Here is a 15,259-nt window from a genome sequence, read left to right on the forward strand (position 1 = left end):
TGTCCGGGCATCTCTGCACAGAGCACACCCGGACAATAAACGACAAAACACCTGTAGACAGCGACCCCGTCCACAGGTGCAGCGTTAATTATTCTTCTGTTGTTTCCGCTTCTACAGTCTCTTCCTCACCAAGAACCTCTTCTGCTTCCGCACGGTCCTCATTGATCTGCTGTGCCTCTGCATAAATATCCTCGGCATTCTCCTGCACTTTCGTTGCTGTCTTTAATACACACTCCTTAGCACGAAGAACGGCTGCTGTACAATTTGTATAAAGCTTCTTTGCATCTTTGCTGGATAATACTTTGATACCTGCAGTACCAAATGCTACACCGGCTGCAAACACTCCTAATTTTTTACCATCCACTTTTTTTAAACAATCTAACATATGCTTCCTCCATTTCCGAAGCATCACAAAACCGTGCGCTTCTGCTATGATCTATTGTAGAGAATTCTCAAAAAAGTATTATACATTACGATTTTTTGAATTTCCAGCCAAAAGCGGCCTTATTGATATATTTTATCAATAAGACCGCTTTTAGACTTAAATCAAAAGAATCCATATAATAAATTCATGACAAAATGCTCCCAGAATGCTTTTGCCACGAAATGATACACCTAAACTTATGCGTTCACAAGCTGTTTACCAATCTCGATGCAGTTTTGTAATGCAGCCTCATCCGGCGCTTCCTGACAGATCACGCCTTCACCGCCAACCAGTGTTGCTCCGGCAGCGGTCATGCGGTCTTCCCAGTCGCGCATCCACTGACCATCTCCCCATCCATAAGAACCAAATAACGCGATCTTTTTGCCATTGGCAAACCTCTCAACATCCTGAACAAAAGGTTCCATCTCCATTTCCTCAAGCACCTCAGCGCCCATCGCCGGGCATCCCAATGCAAATGCACCCTCTGCTTTTAAATCTGCAATATTAGCATCGCTTACAAATACAACATCCGCCTCACCACCGGCTGCCGTAACACCCTCGCCGATTGCCTCTGCCATAGCCTGTGTGTTGCCACCTTGTGTCCAGTACACAATTGATACTTTGCTCATAATAATCCTCCATTCTTTTATGTTCCTGTTATCCTGCAATCTCGTTTTGCTGAATATCAGGCACCATATTTATACCGCGAAGTTTCTTCGCCTATATTATTTGTAACGATACAGAATCACAGTGCATTCCCGGATCATGCCCCTATCTCACGAAGCAAAAAGATAATCCTGCGAAATTGCTCTGCTTTCCGCATCAAGAGCTACCCCTACAATATCCTCCATCCCAACGCCACAATACAGCAGATCCAAAAGCCACTCTCTTGCTTTATCATATTGTGCAAACAACCGAAGCTTCTTTTGCGGTTCTGCATACACTTTCCAATACCCCTCACACAAAGAGTTCTTTCCTTCGTATATAATAAAGCCTTCCACATCCTCCGGCGGATATCCGAGCAGTACTCCCATCTCGTGCGGGAACTGCTGTTTTTTTTGCATATATCGGATATATCTGCTGCGAAACTTGGTCAATACCCGCTCCAAGTGCAGATCCCTATAGCCCAAACGATGCATCAATATCCGCACCTCCTCTTGCTGTAAAAACTGCTCCAGCCATTCTTTTTGATAGATCAGCAACGACACCGACCCATTTCTTCCGCCCAAACCGCAAAATGAAAAATTGCTTTTATCCAATATTTCACATAATCTTTTATAATGTCTACTGTCAATCTGAAACAGATTAGACACCTTCAAACCGGTAATAAGCGGTGCACACTGAAACGCCAATTGCAATTCTATCTCATCCAAATCTGCATTCTGCATGATTTCCCAGGTTTCTATTCGCATGACCGTTCCCTCCTTTTAAGTTAGTCTCTGCTAACTTATTTGTATAATAACTAACTCCTTTCCATTCGTCAATACATACTTCTGATACGTTTTCTCATTTTGTTCAGTCTCTGATGAGTACATGCCTAAAGGAGTGCCTGAGATGTCCCGGTTTAGCAAGGTAATTGCTATATTTTTTTGATGGCAGGATTCACTATCTAATAGCTGCAAAATATAATTAGACCATCGTCATAATAAGCAATATGTGGTTTGAACAGTAACTTCCGGTATGGGAAGTTACTGTAGTGAGCAGTTTCCTATAAAGTAACAAAAAAAGGCATCAACATAAGTTTCTGCCTTTTTTGTAGAATTCATACGGAATAAAAACATAAATGCACACAATATGTTTTTGTCCCCTATATAAAATGCTTTTGCAAAACAATCTATTAACTACATTACCTTAAACATATTCTTGCGGCTGATCACTCCGATTTCTTCCAGAGAATTGATCATACGATATACGGTTGCCACACCGATCTTGGAGTCTTTCTTGGATGCCTTAAAATAAATTTCTTTGCAGCAAGAACAATCCTCCTCCAGAATAATATCTAAGAGTATCATACGCTGCTTCGTAATTCTGCAGCCGGAGTCTTTCATTTTCTGAATAATCACTTCTTTTGCCATCACAGTACCCTCTTCTTTCTATAACTTATTATAGTTAGCGTTTACTAACCCACCTTCAAAAAATAATGCGAAATAATTTTTATTTCACGCTAGTTAGTATAATCTAACTTCTATTAGTTGTCAATGCTTTTTTCTTTTTTCTTGAAAAAAAATAGGAGACGTTATATAGTATATGTTGTGTGTTTCGATATGAAGTTTACAGGAAAATGGTGGTTTCACCTGCCGAAGGAGTAACACTCTCAGGTGCCGTGCAATACGGTGTAACTGTAAATGGATCGACTCTCTGGAGAATTCTGCGGTTTTGGCAGATACCGAAGGTGCAACAAGCCTATGGCTGGAATCTCTCAGGTAAAAGGACAGAAAACAAAAGAAAGGTAAAAAAAATGTGGAAAGAAATCAATAATTTTCTCGTAACTGTTGACAATTTAGTATGGGGCGTCCCTCTGATCATATTGATCATGGCAGGTGGACTTCTTCTAACAACCCGTATCAAACTACTTCAAGTTCGCAAACTTCCGTTAGCACTCAAGTGGATGATCAAAAACGAAGAAGGTGGCGAAGGTGAAATTTCTAGTTTCTCGGCACTTTGTACAGCACTAAGTGCTACGATCGGTACCGGCAATATCGTCGGTGTCGCAACAGCAGTAGGTGCCGGTGGTCCCGGTGCTTTATTTTGGATGATCGTCGCAGCCTTCCTAGGAATGGCTACAAAATTCTCCGAAGGATTACTTGCTGTAAAATATCGTGTTGTTGCGAAAGATGGACATAGCTTAGGCGGTCCTTTCTATTACATAGAGCAGGGAATGGGCAAGCGTTGGAAATGGCTCGCAAAAATATTTGCATTTTTCGGCGTATGCGTTGGATTATTCGGCATCGGTACCTTTAGTCAGGTAAATGGTATCTCCAGTGCCGTAAACAACTTCTTTGATCCAAATAATACACACCGTGTAAAATCCATTCCTTTTTTGGCAGATTATTCCTGGTCTGTTGTGATCGCTTCTTTAATCTTAACGTTCTGCGTTGCCGCCGTATTGATCGGTGGTGTAAAGCGAATCGCAAGCGTCAGTCAGGTTATCGTACCATTTATGGCAATTTTATATTTCGTCGTTGTTATTATCTTAATTCTTTGCAATATTACAGCACTACCGGCAGCAATTAAAACAATCGTTGTTGCAGCATTTACGCCGAAGGCCGTCACCGGCGGAGCCGTAGGAAGTATGTTAGTTGCTATGCAGAAAGGTGTTGCAAGAGGTATCTTTTCCAACGAAGCCGGTCTTGGTAGTGCACCGATCGCAGCAGCTGCTGCACAGACCAATGAGCCTGTTCGCCAGGGTCTTGTCAGCATGACCGGTACTTTTATTGATACAATCGTAATCTGTACATTGACCGGTCTGTCTATTGTACTTACCGGAGCCTGGAAAGTACCGGGCTTAGAGGGCGTTCAGGTAACAACTTATGCATTCCAGAAGGGACTTCCTTTCCCGAATGAATTTGCTGCTTTTGTGTTAATGCTATGTCTGGTATTCTTCGCCTTCACAACGATCCTTGGATGGGATTATTACAGTGAGCGCTGCTTAGAATACTTAAGCGGAGGTAATATGAAGCATGTGAAGATCTTCCGATATATTTATATCCTTGCGATCTTCATCGGACCATATATGACTGTAAAAGCTGTTTGGACGATTGCAGATATCTTCAATGGATTGATGGCATTGCCAAATATGATCGCATTATTCGCACTGAGCGGTGTTGTTGCTAAGGAAACAAAAGATTTCTTTGAACGACATAAACGAGGCGAGATCAAATAATGCCTACGAAATGCTAGGCAATGCAATGCAGACCTTACAAACCAAGAAAAAACCGGAAGAAGAGTAGAGTGTTTCCACTCTACTCTTCTTCCGGTTGAATATATTCACATAATATTTCTGACAGGTACGACATCTCTGTGTCCCCAAAACAGGACAGCAGCACAAAATCTAACCGATATCTCGGATTTAATGGTGCCATATCGCATTTTTGCAGGGCTTCCTCTGCCATCTGCTCAAACATCTCTTTCGCTTCCTGTTGATCGTATTCCCTATCCTGCTTTTCATTTTCCTCCAGATAACGGTGTACTGCAACCCACTGGATCATAGGCAGGATATCCGAACGCTGCACCTGACGACAGCGCTGTTTTTGACTTTTTATCTTGATCGACCACTTCTTGTCCCTCGTCTTGGCATACTCACTGGATAATCGGAATAAACACTCCTTTTGCTTGGATACCGTCAATAGCTTAGATACATAATCATCGGTCATAAAGTGAAATTCCGACGGCATATTTTTAAGCTGTTTCTGAAAAACGATGCTCCTGCCACTATCCCGCTCTTCTTGCGGAATCAAAATAGCTGCATACAGTTCGCGCAGCATCACCAGATTCTTTTCCATTTTGGAATAATACAGCAAATGATCCCGTTGTATACTTCGTAATGAATTTTGGTCAATGCCCGGATCTTTACGTCGCTTTTTATTTTTCAAATACTGCACAACACCTCTATCATAATCCGGTGTCTTGTATCCATGTTCTGCCGACCATTCCTTAAAATCCGTCTGCTCCAAAGCACGAACAAGACGTTCATGTACTTCTTTGTTGGCGTAATACACGATCTTTTCCCGGTATTCATGGAACACTTTCAGTCCCATTTTACCATAGCCCTTAAACATCGAAGCATGCTCTAACATCCATTCCAGAAAATCAGCCGGTTCTTTGTCTTTTTGCACTCTGTACATATTCCATAGCTGGCTGGTATGACTCTTTTGCTTTAATTCCGTGTCCTCGCTCGCTTCCTGTCCTGTTTGTATATAGAAGTCCGCGTCTTGTCATCAATGGCATTTGCATGTCTGACTGCGCCAAAATCAATCAATACGCCATTGCCCTCTGCATTTATGATCACGTTATCCGGGCTGACATCTTGATGAACAAGACCCCTCTGATGCAGGTCCAGCAATGCCCGGATCGGATTGTGCAATATATTCCAACAATTTTGTGGTGAAAATGGTCCATTCCGTTTCACATAATCCTTAATGCTGCCTCCACGCACATATTCCATAACCAAATATACACTGTCATTTTCTTCAAAAAAACTGCGTGTACGGACAATGCCTTCCTGTGTGCCAAACTGTGACAGCACTCTGGCTTCTTTGAGAAAATCGTCCTTGCCACGTTCGAATAACACTTTGGATTCCGGAGTATACGGGGTAACCTGATAAGATGATCTGGTTTTATCGCATTTTCGCCAAACCAGACCATTTGGGAAATATTCTTTGATCGCCACAGCGATTAAAAGCGTCAGATCCAGACCGATATATGTAATACCAAATCCACCTTCACCAAGCACACGACCAACCAAATATTTGCCATGAAATAACTTACTGCCATGTGGAATATGATGCGGGGCATCCGAAATCTTCTCTGCTGCCAGACCGCAATGTGGACAAGTTCCATCCCAACTCAATGGCTGCATACAATTCATACAATACTTTTTGTCTTCCAATGTCTGTACTACTCCCTTATGTGTATCAATGCTGATATACTGATTTTGTCTATTGTTTTCTTAATTATATGTCATAGCTGTCTATCAATTTCTTATTTTTTTATCCGTTTTTTCCCAGCCGACACAACAGCTGTTTAAGAAGTAATGCGCTAGGATAACCGCATTTTCTTTACTTTCGTAAATTTGCTGTACCTCCGGCGTCCGTTTACTTTCTTGTAGATACGTATTTTGTACGTCACGGTTTTCATCTTCCTGCTATAGGCAATGTTAATCTTGCGGTGTCCACGCTGCAAGTAATTGTTCATAAGTTTGATCTGTCGAAAACCTTTCGCAGTTTTACGGTAAAATTGCAAATAACAATTTTGTTTTTTGCGCAGAGACACCTGAATATACCGCTGACCGGCTTTGGTCTTCTTGCGGACTACTTTCACGCGCGGTGCAGGATATTTCTTCGGTGCTATCGTGGGTTTCCATGGGTGCTTTGTCGGTGCCGCCGGACGCTTTGTCGGTACAACCGTTGGTCGTTTCGTCGGAACCGCTGTTGGACGGATGTTCGGTGCCACAGATGGCGTAACACTTGGGTTAGCTGTCGGACGGATGTTCGGCGCCACAGATGGCGTAACACTTGGATTCGCTGTCGGTGTTTTCGTTGGTGAACTCGTGGGTGCCGCACTTGGTTTTGGCAACAAGGAAGCACCGTCCACCAGTCTATCGGTCGAATATCCGCTTCTCGTCAGATCGATCGTGAGATTTAACGTAGGATACGTATCGTCTCCCTGCAGCCAAGACAGATAATCCCCTTTCGCTCCATTCTGTGCTGAAACATATGCATTTAAGGCTTCAGCCAGTGAGGAAGTGTGCGCATAAGACGCTGCATTCTCACTAATGAACGCCGCAGAAGCCTCTCCTGCTCTTTGTGCACGATCGATCTGATGAACCTCCATGATCGTACCATTCCCCTCTTTTCCAAATAGGGGCAGAGCTGATACCGAAGCTTCATAACAATTTTCCCATGCGGTCGCAGCAGCATTTCCGGATAGTCCGCCACCAGTCACCGCATGATAGTCGATTTGTTCTTCACTTTTCGAATCACTGTCAAATTGCACCGTTCCATAATTTACACAGTTCGTCATGGCATGCTGCTGCAGTAAATTCCAAATAGTTGATCCTGTCTGTTCTGCCTCACAGCCTCTGCCCAATATACCGCCAATCGCCGCCTCTGCATACGTATCCTGTACTGTATAGAGCAGCGTTCCGAAGTTCGCAATATTAGAAAGCCTTAGCAGAGGATAGGCACCGTCTCCGACAACGCCACCAATATAGCTGATGGAATGCTGCCGTTCGATCAACGTTCCGGTATTAACTGTATTAGAAATGATCCAGTCACAGCTTCCGTCATTCCAGCCACCGCCCAATATACCACCTACGCTAACCGGTGCCGCATTACAGGATTGCTCTCCGGAACTGATATTTCCTGCATTACGACATCTGTTAATCGTAATTCCGTTTAATGTATACCCGATAATCCCACCTGCATATTGCTTCATACTCCCACTCGTCTCGGAACACCCATGTACGGTCCCCTCATTCACACACTCAGACATCTGCAAATACGTCAAGGCTGCATTCCAGCCGCAAATCCCCCCGGTATAACACATCCCATAAACATCTGCGGAATTGCAGCACCCCATAATTTCGCCAGCAGATATTAGACCGCTCACTCCACCGGCATTACTTCCATGCACAACGCCTCCCTGCACCCGGCAATCTCTAATAGAACCATAACTACTGCCTGCGATTCCACCAACATTTAGATTAATGTTCTCTCCACATATACCTTCTGCAATCACCTGATTGTTCTCAGAGGTGCATTGTTCTACAACTGCTTTTTCCGTCACACGGCTGGCAAAAGCACCAACATCCCACGCTGAGTACCCACGCTCCACATCAACTATGATGCAGTTCCTGGCACAACAGTTCACAATCGCGCCCTGTAACTCTTTCGCAAACAATGCACAATCAGTTGCCGCAATTTCTGCGCATCCTTCCAGAACCAAATTGACCACTGCACCTCTCGCATTTCCGAAAATCGCACTCGATCCTCCAAGCAAAGCCCCCGATATCCGATGATGATTTCCCCGTTTCCCTTAATTAAAGATATTGTTGGGTAAAAAAGAAAGGTCAGTCGATTTTGCCGATGAAGCGGTAGTAGATTTCTACTTCCTGTTCACGGCTTCCGTCCTCGCCCTTGACAGCTTCGTGGACGGTTATTTTTTCAATTAGAGTGTTCAGAAGTTCGGCGGTCAGCTCCACAGGGTTGACATACTGTTTCATTAGGGCAATCCACTTTTCAGCATCCGCTGCGGTCTGTACGGCGGCTTCCATCGTTTCGTGAAGCTGTCTTATTTTTGTTTCAAGCTCCTTTTGCTCGTTCTGGTACTTCTCGGACAGCATATTGAAGTTATACTCGGTTATGCGTCCGGCAGACCAGTCCTCATACATTTTAGCAAACAGCCCGTCAACCTCGGCTTTACGCTTCGCTGCCTTTTTCAGCTCCGCAGCCTGCTTTTTCTTTGCAGAGTTTCTTTCCCTGTCGCTGGCATTGAGCAGGCGTTTCAGTAGCTTGTCCTCGTCTTTCTGTGCCAGCATAGACCAGTATTGCAGTCTTGCAAGTACATAGGCATACAGTACATCATAGCGGATATAGTGCATGGAACACTGGCGTAATCCCTGTCCGTTTTTGCTGCAATGGTAGTACCCGTATGGGTTTTTGTTCTGCTTGTTTTCCCCATAGGCTAAAGACCATCCGCAGTCTGCACATTTTATCAATCCTGCGAAAATCTGTGTCGTACCGTTTCTGCGTTTCCTGCGTCTGCTTGCAATCAGCTCCTGAACTTTTTGGAACACTTCTTCGGAAATGATGGCTTCGTGGGTATTTTCCACACGATACCATTCTTCCTGCGGCTTCCGCACCTTTTTCTTGTTCTTGAATGAAATGTTGCTCTGCTTGTTGTGAACGCTGTGACCGATGTAGGTTTCCTCTTTCAAAATGCTCTTGACCTGTGCAATCGTCCACGCATAGGCTTTTTCTGCGGGCGCACCGGCGTAGATATTAGCGAAAGTCCCGTATCTTTCATAGTTCAGCCAGCCGGGGGTAGGTACTTTTTCTTCCACCAGAATCCGTGTAATGCTGGCGGCACCCCTCCCGTGTACTGCAAGTTCAAAAATCTTCTCTACAATCCAGCGTGTTTCCGGGTCGATCAGAAGATGACCTTTTTTGTCCGGGTCTTTTACATACCCCAGCGGTGCATAGGCTCCATAGTGTGCGCCATTGGCAAATCTTGTGCGCATGGCAGCCTTGACCTTTTTGCTGGTCTGTCGGGCGTGCATTTCATTCAGGATGTTTAAGAATGGGGCAAGCTCGCTTTCTCCGTTGATGGTGTCCACATTGTCATTGATGGCAATGTAGCGTACTCCCTTGCTGGGGAAATAGATTTCCGTGTACTGACCGGTCAGGATATAGTTTCTTCCCAGACGGGATAAGTCCTTTGTGACAACGCAGTTGATTTTCCCGTCCTCGATGTCATCAATCATCCTTTGGAAACTTGGACGCTCGAAATTTGTCCCGCTCCATCCGTCGTCAATGTACTCGTCTACAACAGTCAACCCATGCTCTGCGGCATACTGCCTAAGCATCATGCGCTGGGTCTGGATACTGCCGCTTTCCCCCTGTAATTCATCGTCACGGCTCAATCTCAAATATAGTGCAGTGTTATAAATCGTTGTATTGTATGGTTGTTTCACGGTTAAAAATCCTCCTTCTAAAAGAAACAACCCACGCTTATACAATACTCGCTGGTACAAGTATATCATAAGCGTGGGCTGATTGACAGTCGTTATTCCGTATTTTTTCAGGAAGCGGCGGCAGCGTGCTGGATCACATCTTCCAGTAGGCTGTCAAGCGGCTTCCCATCCTGTGCGAAATGCTCCGATACCTTGATACGGACTTTCCCCATGACAAAATACTGGGTGCCGTCTTTTTCGGTAAGCAGGGTGCCGCTGTTTTTGTTATTGCTCTCGTTTTTGTTTTTTGCCATAGGCAGTTACCTCCATAAATGAAATATGCCCGACAAGGGAATGTCAGGCAGGTGTACAGCCGCAGACTGTCTCCATGTCAACCGAACCGTGTCAACCGGCAGAAAAGACTTTGAAAACAATCCATAGGCGCTCTATGATTACTTTTTACTTTTTCTTTAATTTCTTGGTTGACATGGTTGACAAAGGGGAGAAATGCCCCAAATATCAGGCTTTTCCCCGTCAACCGGCTGTCAACCGAAGCGTCAACCAAACTGTCAACCGGTGGCTTTTCAGAATGGCAGTTCCATTTGCCGGGCTTCTTCTTCCGTGATTTCCTGAAAACCGTCCCCCTCCGGCGGAGCTTGGTTGACACGCTCCCAGCCTTTTTGAGAACCGTATTTCTTATACCGCTTCGGGCTTTTGTAGGCTACCCAGCCCTGTATGATGCCGCCCGCAATGCCGGTATTCATAATCTCGCAGATTGCCCGTGTCTCCCAGTCTGCCGGGGAATTTAAGTTCCCCAATGCTTCCTCATAAAGCTGCTTGGAGCATACCCTGTCGCCGGTGTAGTCCTCCAAATAGGCGTAGATCATGCCGGCCTGTGTGTCTTCCTGCATAAAGTCCTGCTGGTGGGCGTTCAGGTATCGGTTCATTTCCATGCTGAATGACAGCTTATACTTCCCACTGCGATAAACCGTCATGGCTTCCGCCCACATCTGTTCGATATACGCCCTCGCCGCCGCTTCATCGTCCAGTATGTGAACCTCCGCCCGTTCCGGGTACACCGTCACGGGGAGAAAGCGCCGGTTGCCGGTGCGGTCACGGGGCAAAAAGTCCTGCCGGTTGGTCGTCCCTCCAAATACACATTGCCGCAGCCGGTCTGCCGGATGTGTCTCATACGGCACTTTGTAGGTTTCTTTCTGGCGGCTTAAGAATGACTTGATTTCCTCAATACTCTTGGCGTTGGCTGTGGCAATCATCTCCGACATCTCGATAATCCAATGCCCTTGCAGCTTGCGGTACACATTTTCATCGTCCAGCTTTTTCAAATCGTCTGAAAACCATTCGTCCCTGCCTGCCAGCAGCCGGAAAAAGGTAGATTTCCCGGCTCCCTGACCACCAACCAGACAGAGCATGACCTCAAACTTGCTCCCCGGTCTGAATACCCGCCGGATGGCTCCCATCAGGAACAGTTTCAAGGCTTCATAGGTGTATTCGTCCGTATCGGCTCCCAGAAAGTGATGCAGGGCGTAACGGATGCGCTCTGTGCCGTCCCATTGCAGGCTGTCCAGGTAATCCCTGACCGGATGGTAGCGGTTTTCATTGGCAACAATCTTGATGGCGCTCTGCACCTTTTTCTCGCTGGTAAGCCCGTAATTTTCTTCCAGATACAAAAGCAGGTAGTTCATGTCCATGTCGGTCAGCGTGGTACTGGTGCGCTCCCAGCCCAGCGGCTTCACAATGTCAATCTGCTCCGTCAAAAGGTTCAGGCGCAGCGCCCCGCGAAACAGAGGGTCACGCTGGAACACCGTCAGGCAGTTTCGGATGCTGTTCTTCACGCCGCCTTTCTGCGTCCCCTCTAATGTTTCCCGGATTTCTGCTGGTGTTTGCGCCGGTTCCATTGTGTCCATCGTCCTTTTGACCGCTTCCTGCGTTTCCGGCGGCAAGCTCTGAAATTCGCTGTTCAAGCCGCAGCACCTCCTTTCCCTGTGCGGCGATCAATGCCGCTTTTTCTTCTATTTCTCCGTATAACAAAATATCCAAAAGGTATTCTGTGTAGCTTATCCTCTGCAACGCTTCCACAAAAAGAGGATGCCAGATGGCATCCTGCGGCTGTGGGGCGTATGCTGTTTTCCAATGCTCCAGCAGGCGCAGATAATCGCATAGCACCCGGAAACAATACCGTTCCGTTTCCTGAAATCTCTGCTCCGCTGATTTTTGTCGGGGCTGTGACCTGTTGTGACGCTTCCTATCTGGCGGCGCATTGCCGGATTTCTCATAGGAAACGCCGAAGTCCTCCGCAAGCCTGACCGCAGCTTCCCGTTTCCCCAATCCATGCAGCAAAGCGGCAAAGTCGATCACATCCCCGGAAGCCCCGCAGCCGAAGCAGTAAAAGCGGCTGTCCACTTTCATGCTGGGCGTGCGGTCATTGTGGAATGGACAGCAGACCATGCCGTTTCTTCCCACCCGGATTCCATAGAATGAAGCAGCCTGCCGGGTGGTAACAGACTGTTTCACCGCTTCAAATACATTCAAATACTCCCTCCATAAAAATACCGGTAGCGGTAAAGCTGCCGGTTATATCATAGCTCCATCTCATGGTTCTTTCTCTGTACTTCCTGTGGCTGCTCCCTCCGGCGCAGTGCGGTATCTACGGCGTTCTGCACCTGCCGCAGCCGTATGACTTCCTCCAGGAGCGGCTTGTGCTGCGGAGACAGTTCGGCATACTCTGTTTTTAACTGTGCATATTCCTGTTTCCATGCTTTCAGGGCAATGGGTTTTCCGTCCAGTTTTTCTTTCAAAATACGGCGGGCGGCATAAAACAGCCGTAACTCCGCATCGTGGGATGTTTCAAATTTCTCCCTCTGTTTCTTAAACTTGATATTGTTCAATTCCGTATGAACAGGTTTTAGCCGCTGGTAATTCTCGCCATCCCGTATCAATTCCTGCAATTCCTTTATCCGGGCAGATTTCTTTTTCATGGAGCCGCTTAATGCTTCAAATTCTTCACTGACAGAGGAAAGACGCTCCTGCAAATCCTCTAATGTGAGCAGCTTGTTTTCCGTCAGATAATTGACGGCTTCGGCAAACTGCTTTAAGTTTCCGGTTCTGGCTTTATTGCTCCATGCTCCTGCGTTGCGCTGGTTGTAATAAGTAATTAACAGGTCGGCAAGGCTCGGTGTCTGGGGTTTGGAAAGTTCTTCTTTTACCTCTGCCATCCAGACAAACAGGGCTTTGATCTTCTTCCTCACATCCTGCATGAGCCGGTTGGTGGCTTTAATCCAGCGGTTCAGTTCCCCTTTCTCGGTGCGGATGCCCTTTGCTTCCATCTGCCGGACATTAGCTCCCTCGTGGACAGTAGGTATCAGGTCAAGCCCCTGCCGCACATAGGAACGGTGGTCGATACGCACATCCAGCCCTTTTTCCTCAAATTTTGTATTAACGGCAGCCGCCCACTGCTCCCGCCAGTGTTCCAGCGTTTCCGGCTCATGCCAGTCTGTTGTATGGACAGCGTTAAACATATAATCGCCGTTTTTATCCCGGATTCGGTTTCCATCTTCATCAAGAAGATATTCCCGCCGCTGTTTTTGTCCCCATGTGCCATCCGGGTTCAAAGGGCGCATTGTTGTCATCACATGGAAGTGCGGGTTTGGGATACCGCCGTCCTCTTTCTCCGGGCTGTGAAAAGCGAGGTCAGCAATCATGCCTTTTGCCACAAACTGCTCCTGCACGAACTTCCTCGCCAGCTCCATGTTTTCTTCCAGCGTCAATTCATTCTGCATGGCAATATCAAATGAATAGGCAAGCTGTGCTTTTGGATGTTTCTCGCAGCTCTCCACAGCATTCCAGAGGGTCGCCCGGTCAAGATATATTTCCGGCGCATGGGGCGGTAGCATGATTTCCGAAGCGATCACGCCGCCCTTTTTGGTGTAGTCGCTGACTTCTCCATAGTAGCTGCTGTAAAGGCGCTCCCCGGCTCGGTAGGCTGCGCTGGCAATGGCGCTCTGACCGGCGCTGCGCTTTATCTGTGCGATTGAAAAATGATAAAGTGCTATCCTTAGTCACCGCCTTTCTCCTGCCCGGAAATACGGGCGTGGTTCTCTGTGGCAGACCGTATGAAATGCTCCGCCTGCGGCAGATTCAAAATGCTTTCCATGAGGGAATAAAATTCCGCTTCGGATAGCTCCTTTGTCTGTGGTGCAATGCTCTCAATAGCTGCCCCACGGGTAATCAGCCGGTGCGTCCTCTGTTTCCGGGAACCGCTTTCCAGATACGCCTGCCGGTTTTTCAAACGCTGCATTTTCCGTTTTTCCTGTTCCAGCAGGACAGTGGTTTTTTCATATTCCTGCTTCAACTGTTCCAAAGATTTTTCCATGTTCTCACATCCTTTGCTGATAAGATAAAGAAAGACCATCCGCAGACAGTCCGTGTGTCAGTGCTTCTATAAAACCCGATGAAAAGGGAAAACCGCAGAGCGGATTTCTCTTTGCGGCGGGTACACAGGGGATAGCCGCTTTAGCGGCGCAAGGGGGTGTAGCCACCTTGTCGGAGCGAAGCGAACGCAGACCTCGGATTGCTGATTTTATCAGCGGCAGAGGTAAGCTCCGCAGGACGCACGATACATGGTCTTTAGACTATGTATAGAAGTGCGCCCTTAGTTCCTAAGGGATTTTGCCGTTTCCGGCAGTCTTGTCCTTTTTCTTGGAACGCTTGGAAAGATACTTCGGGCAGTCAACCACAACCGCCCGGAAGCTCTGTTTACATTCGTGCTGGCATTTCCGGCACAGTTCGTTGTAAGTGATACGGCTGCGGTCATTTAAGAAGAAAGACCATTCCAACCGCCGCTTGTTACTCATTCTTGCCATAACCGGCTCCTTTCTCCGTTTCTATCTGATGTACGCAGATAGGCTGTTTTGATGTAGCGTCTCGGTATCATTTTTAAGTTTTTTTCCCTCTGTATGCCCCTTTGGAAAGTGCGGCAGTATTGCAAGTCAGGGAATGATACCTCACGCTTATTTGTCGCTTCCCGGTACGGTTTCGGAGCCTTTTGCCATCCATTCAAAGAAAGCAATTTTGCTGACCTTGATAAGTCTGCCCCTGCGGAACGCTGGAAAGCCGGGTGTGTGTACCAGCTCATAGGCGCTCGCTCTTGAAATTCCCATAATCCGCTGAATGTCCGCCACATCCAGAACCAGCGGTAAATCCTCGTAGCTGTTCAATCTCTTTTTATCGTTCATTCTGTTCCTCCCATAAATCAAATAGGTTAAAATGCTTCCTGTTGCCGTTCTCCCCAAAAGCCGTTTTCCTGCCCCATTCCTGCGGTGTTTCCCTGCATTGGTGCGCCGAATGCGTCACTTCTCCTGCCGGTCATATCCCTTTTGGACGGTCATTCACTTGTCAAGGTACTGTGCGGTACGAAATTACCAACT

Annotated in this window: 15 protein-coding genes, 1 pseudogene and 1 riboswitch; of the genes and pseudogenes, 1 reads left to right on the forward strand and 15 read right to left on the reverse strand. The window is 46.7% G+C overall.

Annotated elements, in window-relative coordinates:
- Positions 1-88: 88 nt before the first annotated feature.
- The 4 genes and pseudogenes from ACSAJE_RS05730 to ACSAJE_RS05745 all read right to left on the reverse strand — a co-directional run.
- Positions 89-385, reverse strand: a complete 297-nt coding sequence (locus tag ACSAJE_RS05730) for a DUF6110 family protein (protein WP_118507493.1) — start codon at positions 383-385, stop codon at positions 89-91.
- A 236-nt stretch (positions 386-621) separates the two neighbouring features.
- The gene (locus ACSAJE_RS05735) at positions 622-1,053 is read right to left on the reverse strand and encodes a flavodoxin (protein WP_118507492.1); all 432 of its coding nucleotides are present in this window, start codon (positions 1,051-1,053) and stop codon (positions 622-624) included.
- Between the two features lie 147 nt (positions 1,054-1,200).
- Positions 1,201-1,836, reverse strand: a complete 636-nt coding sequence (locus ACSAJE_RS05740; RefSeq protein WP_118507491.1) for a DUF3793 family protein — start codon at positions 1,834-1,836, stop codon at positions 1,201-1,203.
- Positions 1,837-2,271: 435 nt separating this feature from the next.
- Positions 2,272-2,499 (reverse strand): annotated as a pseudogene (locus tag ACSAJE_RS05745) (transcriptional repressor); the annotation flags it as partial.
- 273 nt (positions 2,500-2,772) lie between these two features.
- A riboswitch (glycine riboswitch) is annotated at positions 2,773-2,869 on the forward strand.
- Positions 2,870-2,882: 13 nt separating this feature from the next.
- Here ACSAJE_RS05745 and ACSAJE_RS05750 point away from each other — a divergent pair.
- Complete coding sequence (locus ACSAJE_RS05750) at positions 2,883-4,307, forward strand: alanine/glycine:cation symporter family protein (protein ID WP_118507502.1); 1,425 nt, start codon at positions 2,883-2,885, stop codon at positions 4,305-4,307.
- 79 nt (positions 4,308-4,386) lie between these two features.
- Here ACSAJE_RS05750 and ACSAJE_RS05755 read toward each other — a convergent pair whose 3' ends face one another.
- From ACSAJE_RS05755 to ACSAJE_RS05805, 11 genes are all read right to left on the reverse strand, one after another.
- Complete coding sequence (locus tag ACSAJE_RS05755) at positions 4,387-5,259, reverse strand: hypothetical protein (RefSeq protein ID WP_458009941.1); 873 nt, start codon at positions 5,257-5,259, stop codon at positions 4,387-4,389.
- 41 nt (positions 5,260-5,300) lie between these two features.
- Positions 5,301-6,032 (reverse strand): serine/threonine protein kinase, encoded by a 732-nt coding sequence (locus tag ACSAJE_RS05760; RefSeq protein ID WP_458009942.1) that lies wholly within the window; start codon positions 6,030-6,032, stop codon positions 5,301-5,303.
- 149 nt (positions 6,033-6,181) lie between these two features.
- Positions 6,182-8,098 carry a hypothetical protein gene (locus ACSAJE_RS05765; protein WP_458009943.1) on the reverse strand — a complete coding sequence of 639 codons (1,917 nt, stop codon included), beginning with the start codon at positions 8,096-8,098 and terminating at the stop codon, positions 6,182-6,184.
- 115 nt (positions 8,099-8,213) lie between these two features.
- Positions 8,214-9,836, reverse strand: a complete 1,623-nt coding sequence (locus ACSAJE_RS05770) for a recombinase family protein (RefSeq protein WP_458009944.1) — start codon at positions 9,834-9,836, stop codon at positions 8,214-8,216.
- A 107-nt stretch (positions 9,837-9,943) separates the two neighbouring features.
- Positions 9,944-10,129: a hypothetical protein gene (locus ACSAJE_RS05775; RefSeq protein WP_004614956.1), complete on the reverse strand. Its 186-nt coding sequence runs from the start codon at positions 10,127-10,129 to the stop codon at positions 9,944-9,946.
- A 270-nt stretch (positions 10,130-10,399) separates the two neighbouring features.
- A complete protein-coding gene (locus tag ACSAJE_RS05780; protein ID WP_138305103.1) occupies positions 10,400-11,740 on the reverse strand; it encodes a virulence-associated E family protein in 1,341 nt (446 codons plus the stop codon).
- The gene (locus ACSAJE_RS05785) at positions 11,625-12,365 is read right to left on the reverse strand and encodes a CHC2 zinc finger domain-containing protein (RefSeq protein ID WP_025530927.1); all 741 of its coding nucleotides are present in this window, start codon (positions 12,363-12,365) and stop codon (positions 11,625-11,627) included. Before ACSAJE_RS05785 ends, ACSAJE_RS05780 begins: the two co-directional genes overlap by 116 nt.
- 47 nt (positions 12,366-12,412) lie before the next feature.
- Complete coding sequence (mobQ, locus tag ACSAJE_RS05790) at positions 12,413-13,885, reverse strand: MobQ family relaxase (protein ID WP_118341610.1); 1,473 nt, start codon at positions 13,883-13,885, stop codon at positions 12,413-12,415.
- Positions 13,886-13,887: 2 nt separating this feature from the next.
- Complete coding sequence (locus ACSAJE_RS05795) at positions 13,888-14,205, reverse strand: DUF3847 domain-containing protein (RefSeq protein WP_008816380.1); 318 nt, start codon at positions 14,203-14,205, stop codon at positions 13,888-13,890.
- Positions 14,206-14,491: 286 nt separating this feature from the next.
- Positions 14,492-14,695 (reverse strand): hypothetical protein, encoded by a 204-nt coding sequence (locus ACSAJE_RS05800; RefSeq protein ID WP_004614949.1) that lies wholly within the window; start codon positions 14,693-14,695, stop codon positions 14,492-14,494.
- A gap of 147 nt (positions 14,696-14,842) precedes the next feature.
- Complete coding sequence (locus ACSAJE_RS05805; protein ID WP_005362423.1) at positions 14,843-15,067, reverse strand: helix-turn-helix domain-containing protein; 225 nt, start codon at positions 15,065-15,067, stop codon at positions 14,843-14,845.
- Between the last annotated feature and the right edge of the window lie 192 nt (positions 15,068-15,259).

The organism is Jutongia sp. SJQ-6 (assembly GCF_054161275.1).

Excerpts from the sequence above, each read along its gene's own strand:
- ACSAJE_RS05735 (WP_118507492.1), bottom strand. The coding sequence starts at position 1,053 with ATGAGCAAAGTATCAATTGTGTACTGGACACAAGGTGGCAACACACAG.
- ACSAJE_RS05795 (WP_008816380.1), bottom strand. The coding sequence starts at position 14,205 with ATGGAAAAATCTTTGGAACAGTTGAAGCAGGAATATGAAAAAACCACT.
- ACSAJE_RS05740 (WP_118507491.1), bottom strand. The coding sequence starts at position 1,836 with ATGCGAATAGAAACCTGGGAAATCATGCAGAATGCAGATTTGGATGAG.
- ACSAJE_RS05775 (WP_004614956.1), bottom strand. The coding sequence starts at position 10,129 with ATGGCAAAAAACAAAAACGAGAGCAATAACAAAAACAGCGGCACCCTG.
- ACSAJE_RS05730 (WP_118507493.1), bottom strand. The coding sequence starts at position 385 with ATGTTAGATTGTTTAAAAAAAGTGGATGGTAAAAAATTAGGAGTGTTT.
- ACSAJE_RS05750 (WP_118507502.1), top strand. The coding sequence starts at position 2,883 with ATGTGGAAAGAAATCAATAATTTTCTCGTAACTGTTGACAATTTAGTA.
- ACSAJE_RS05800 (WP_004614949.1), bottom strand. The coding sequence starts at position 14,695 with ATGGCAAGAATGAGTAACAAGCGGCGGTTGGAATGGTCTTTCTTCTTA.
- ACSAJE_RS05780 (WP_138305103.1), bottom strand. The coding sequence starts at position 11,740 with ATGGACACAATGGAACCGGCGCAAACACCAGCAGAAATCCGGGAAACA.
- ACSAJE_RS05805 (WP_005362423.1), bottom strand. The coding sequence starts at position 15,067 with ATGAACGATAAAAAGAGATTGAACAGCTACGAGGATTTACCGCTGGTT.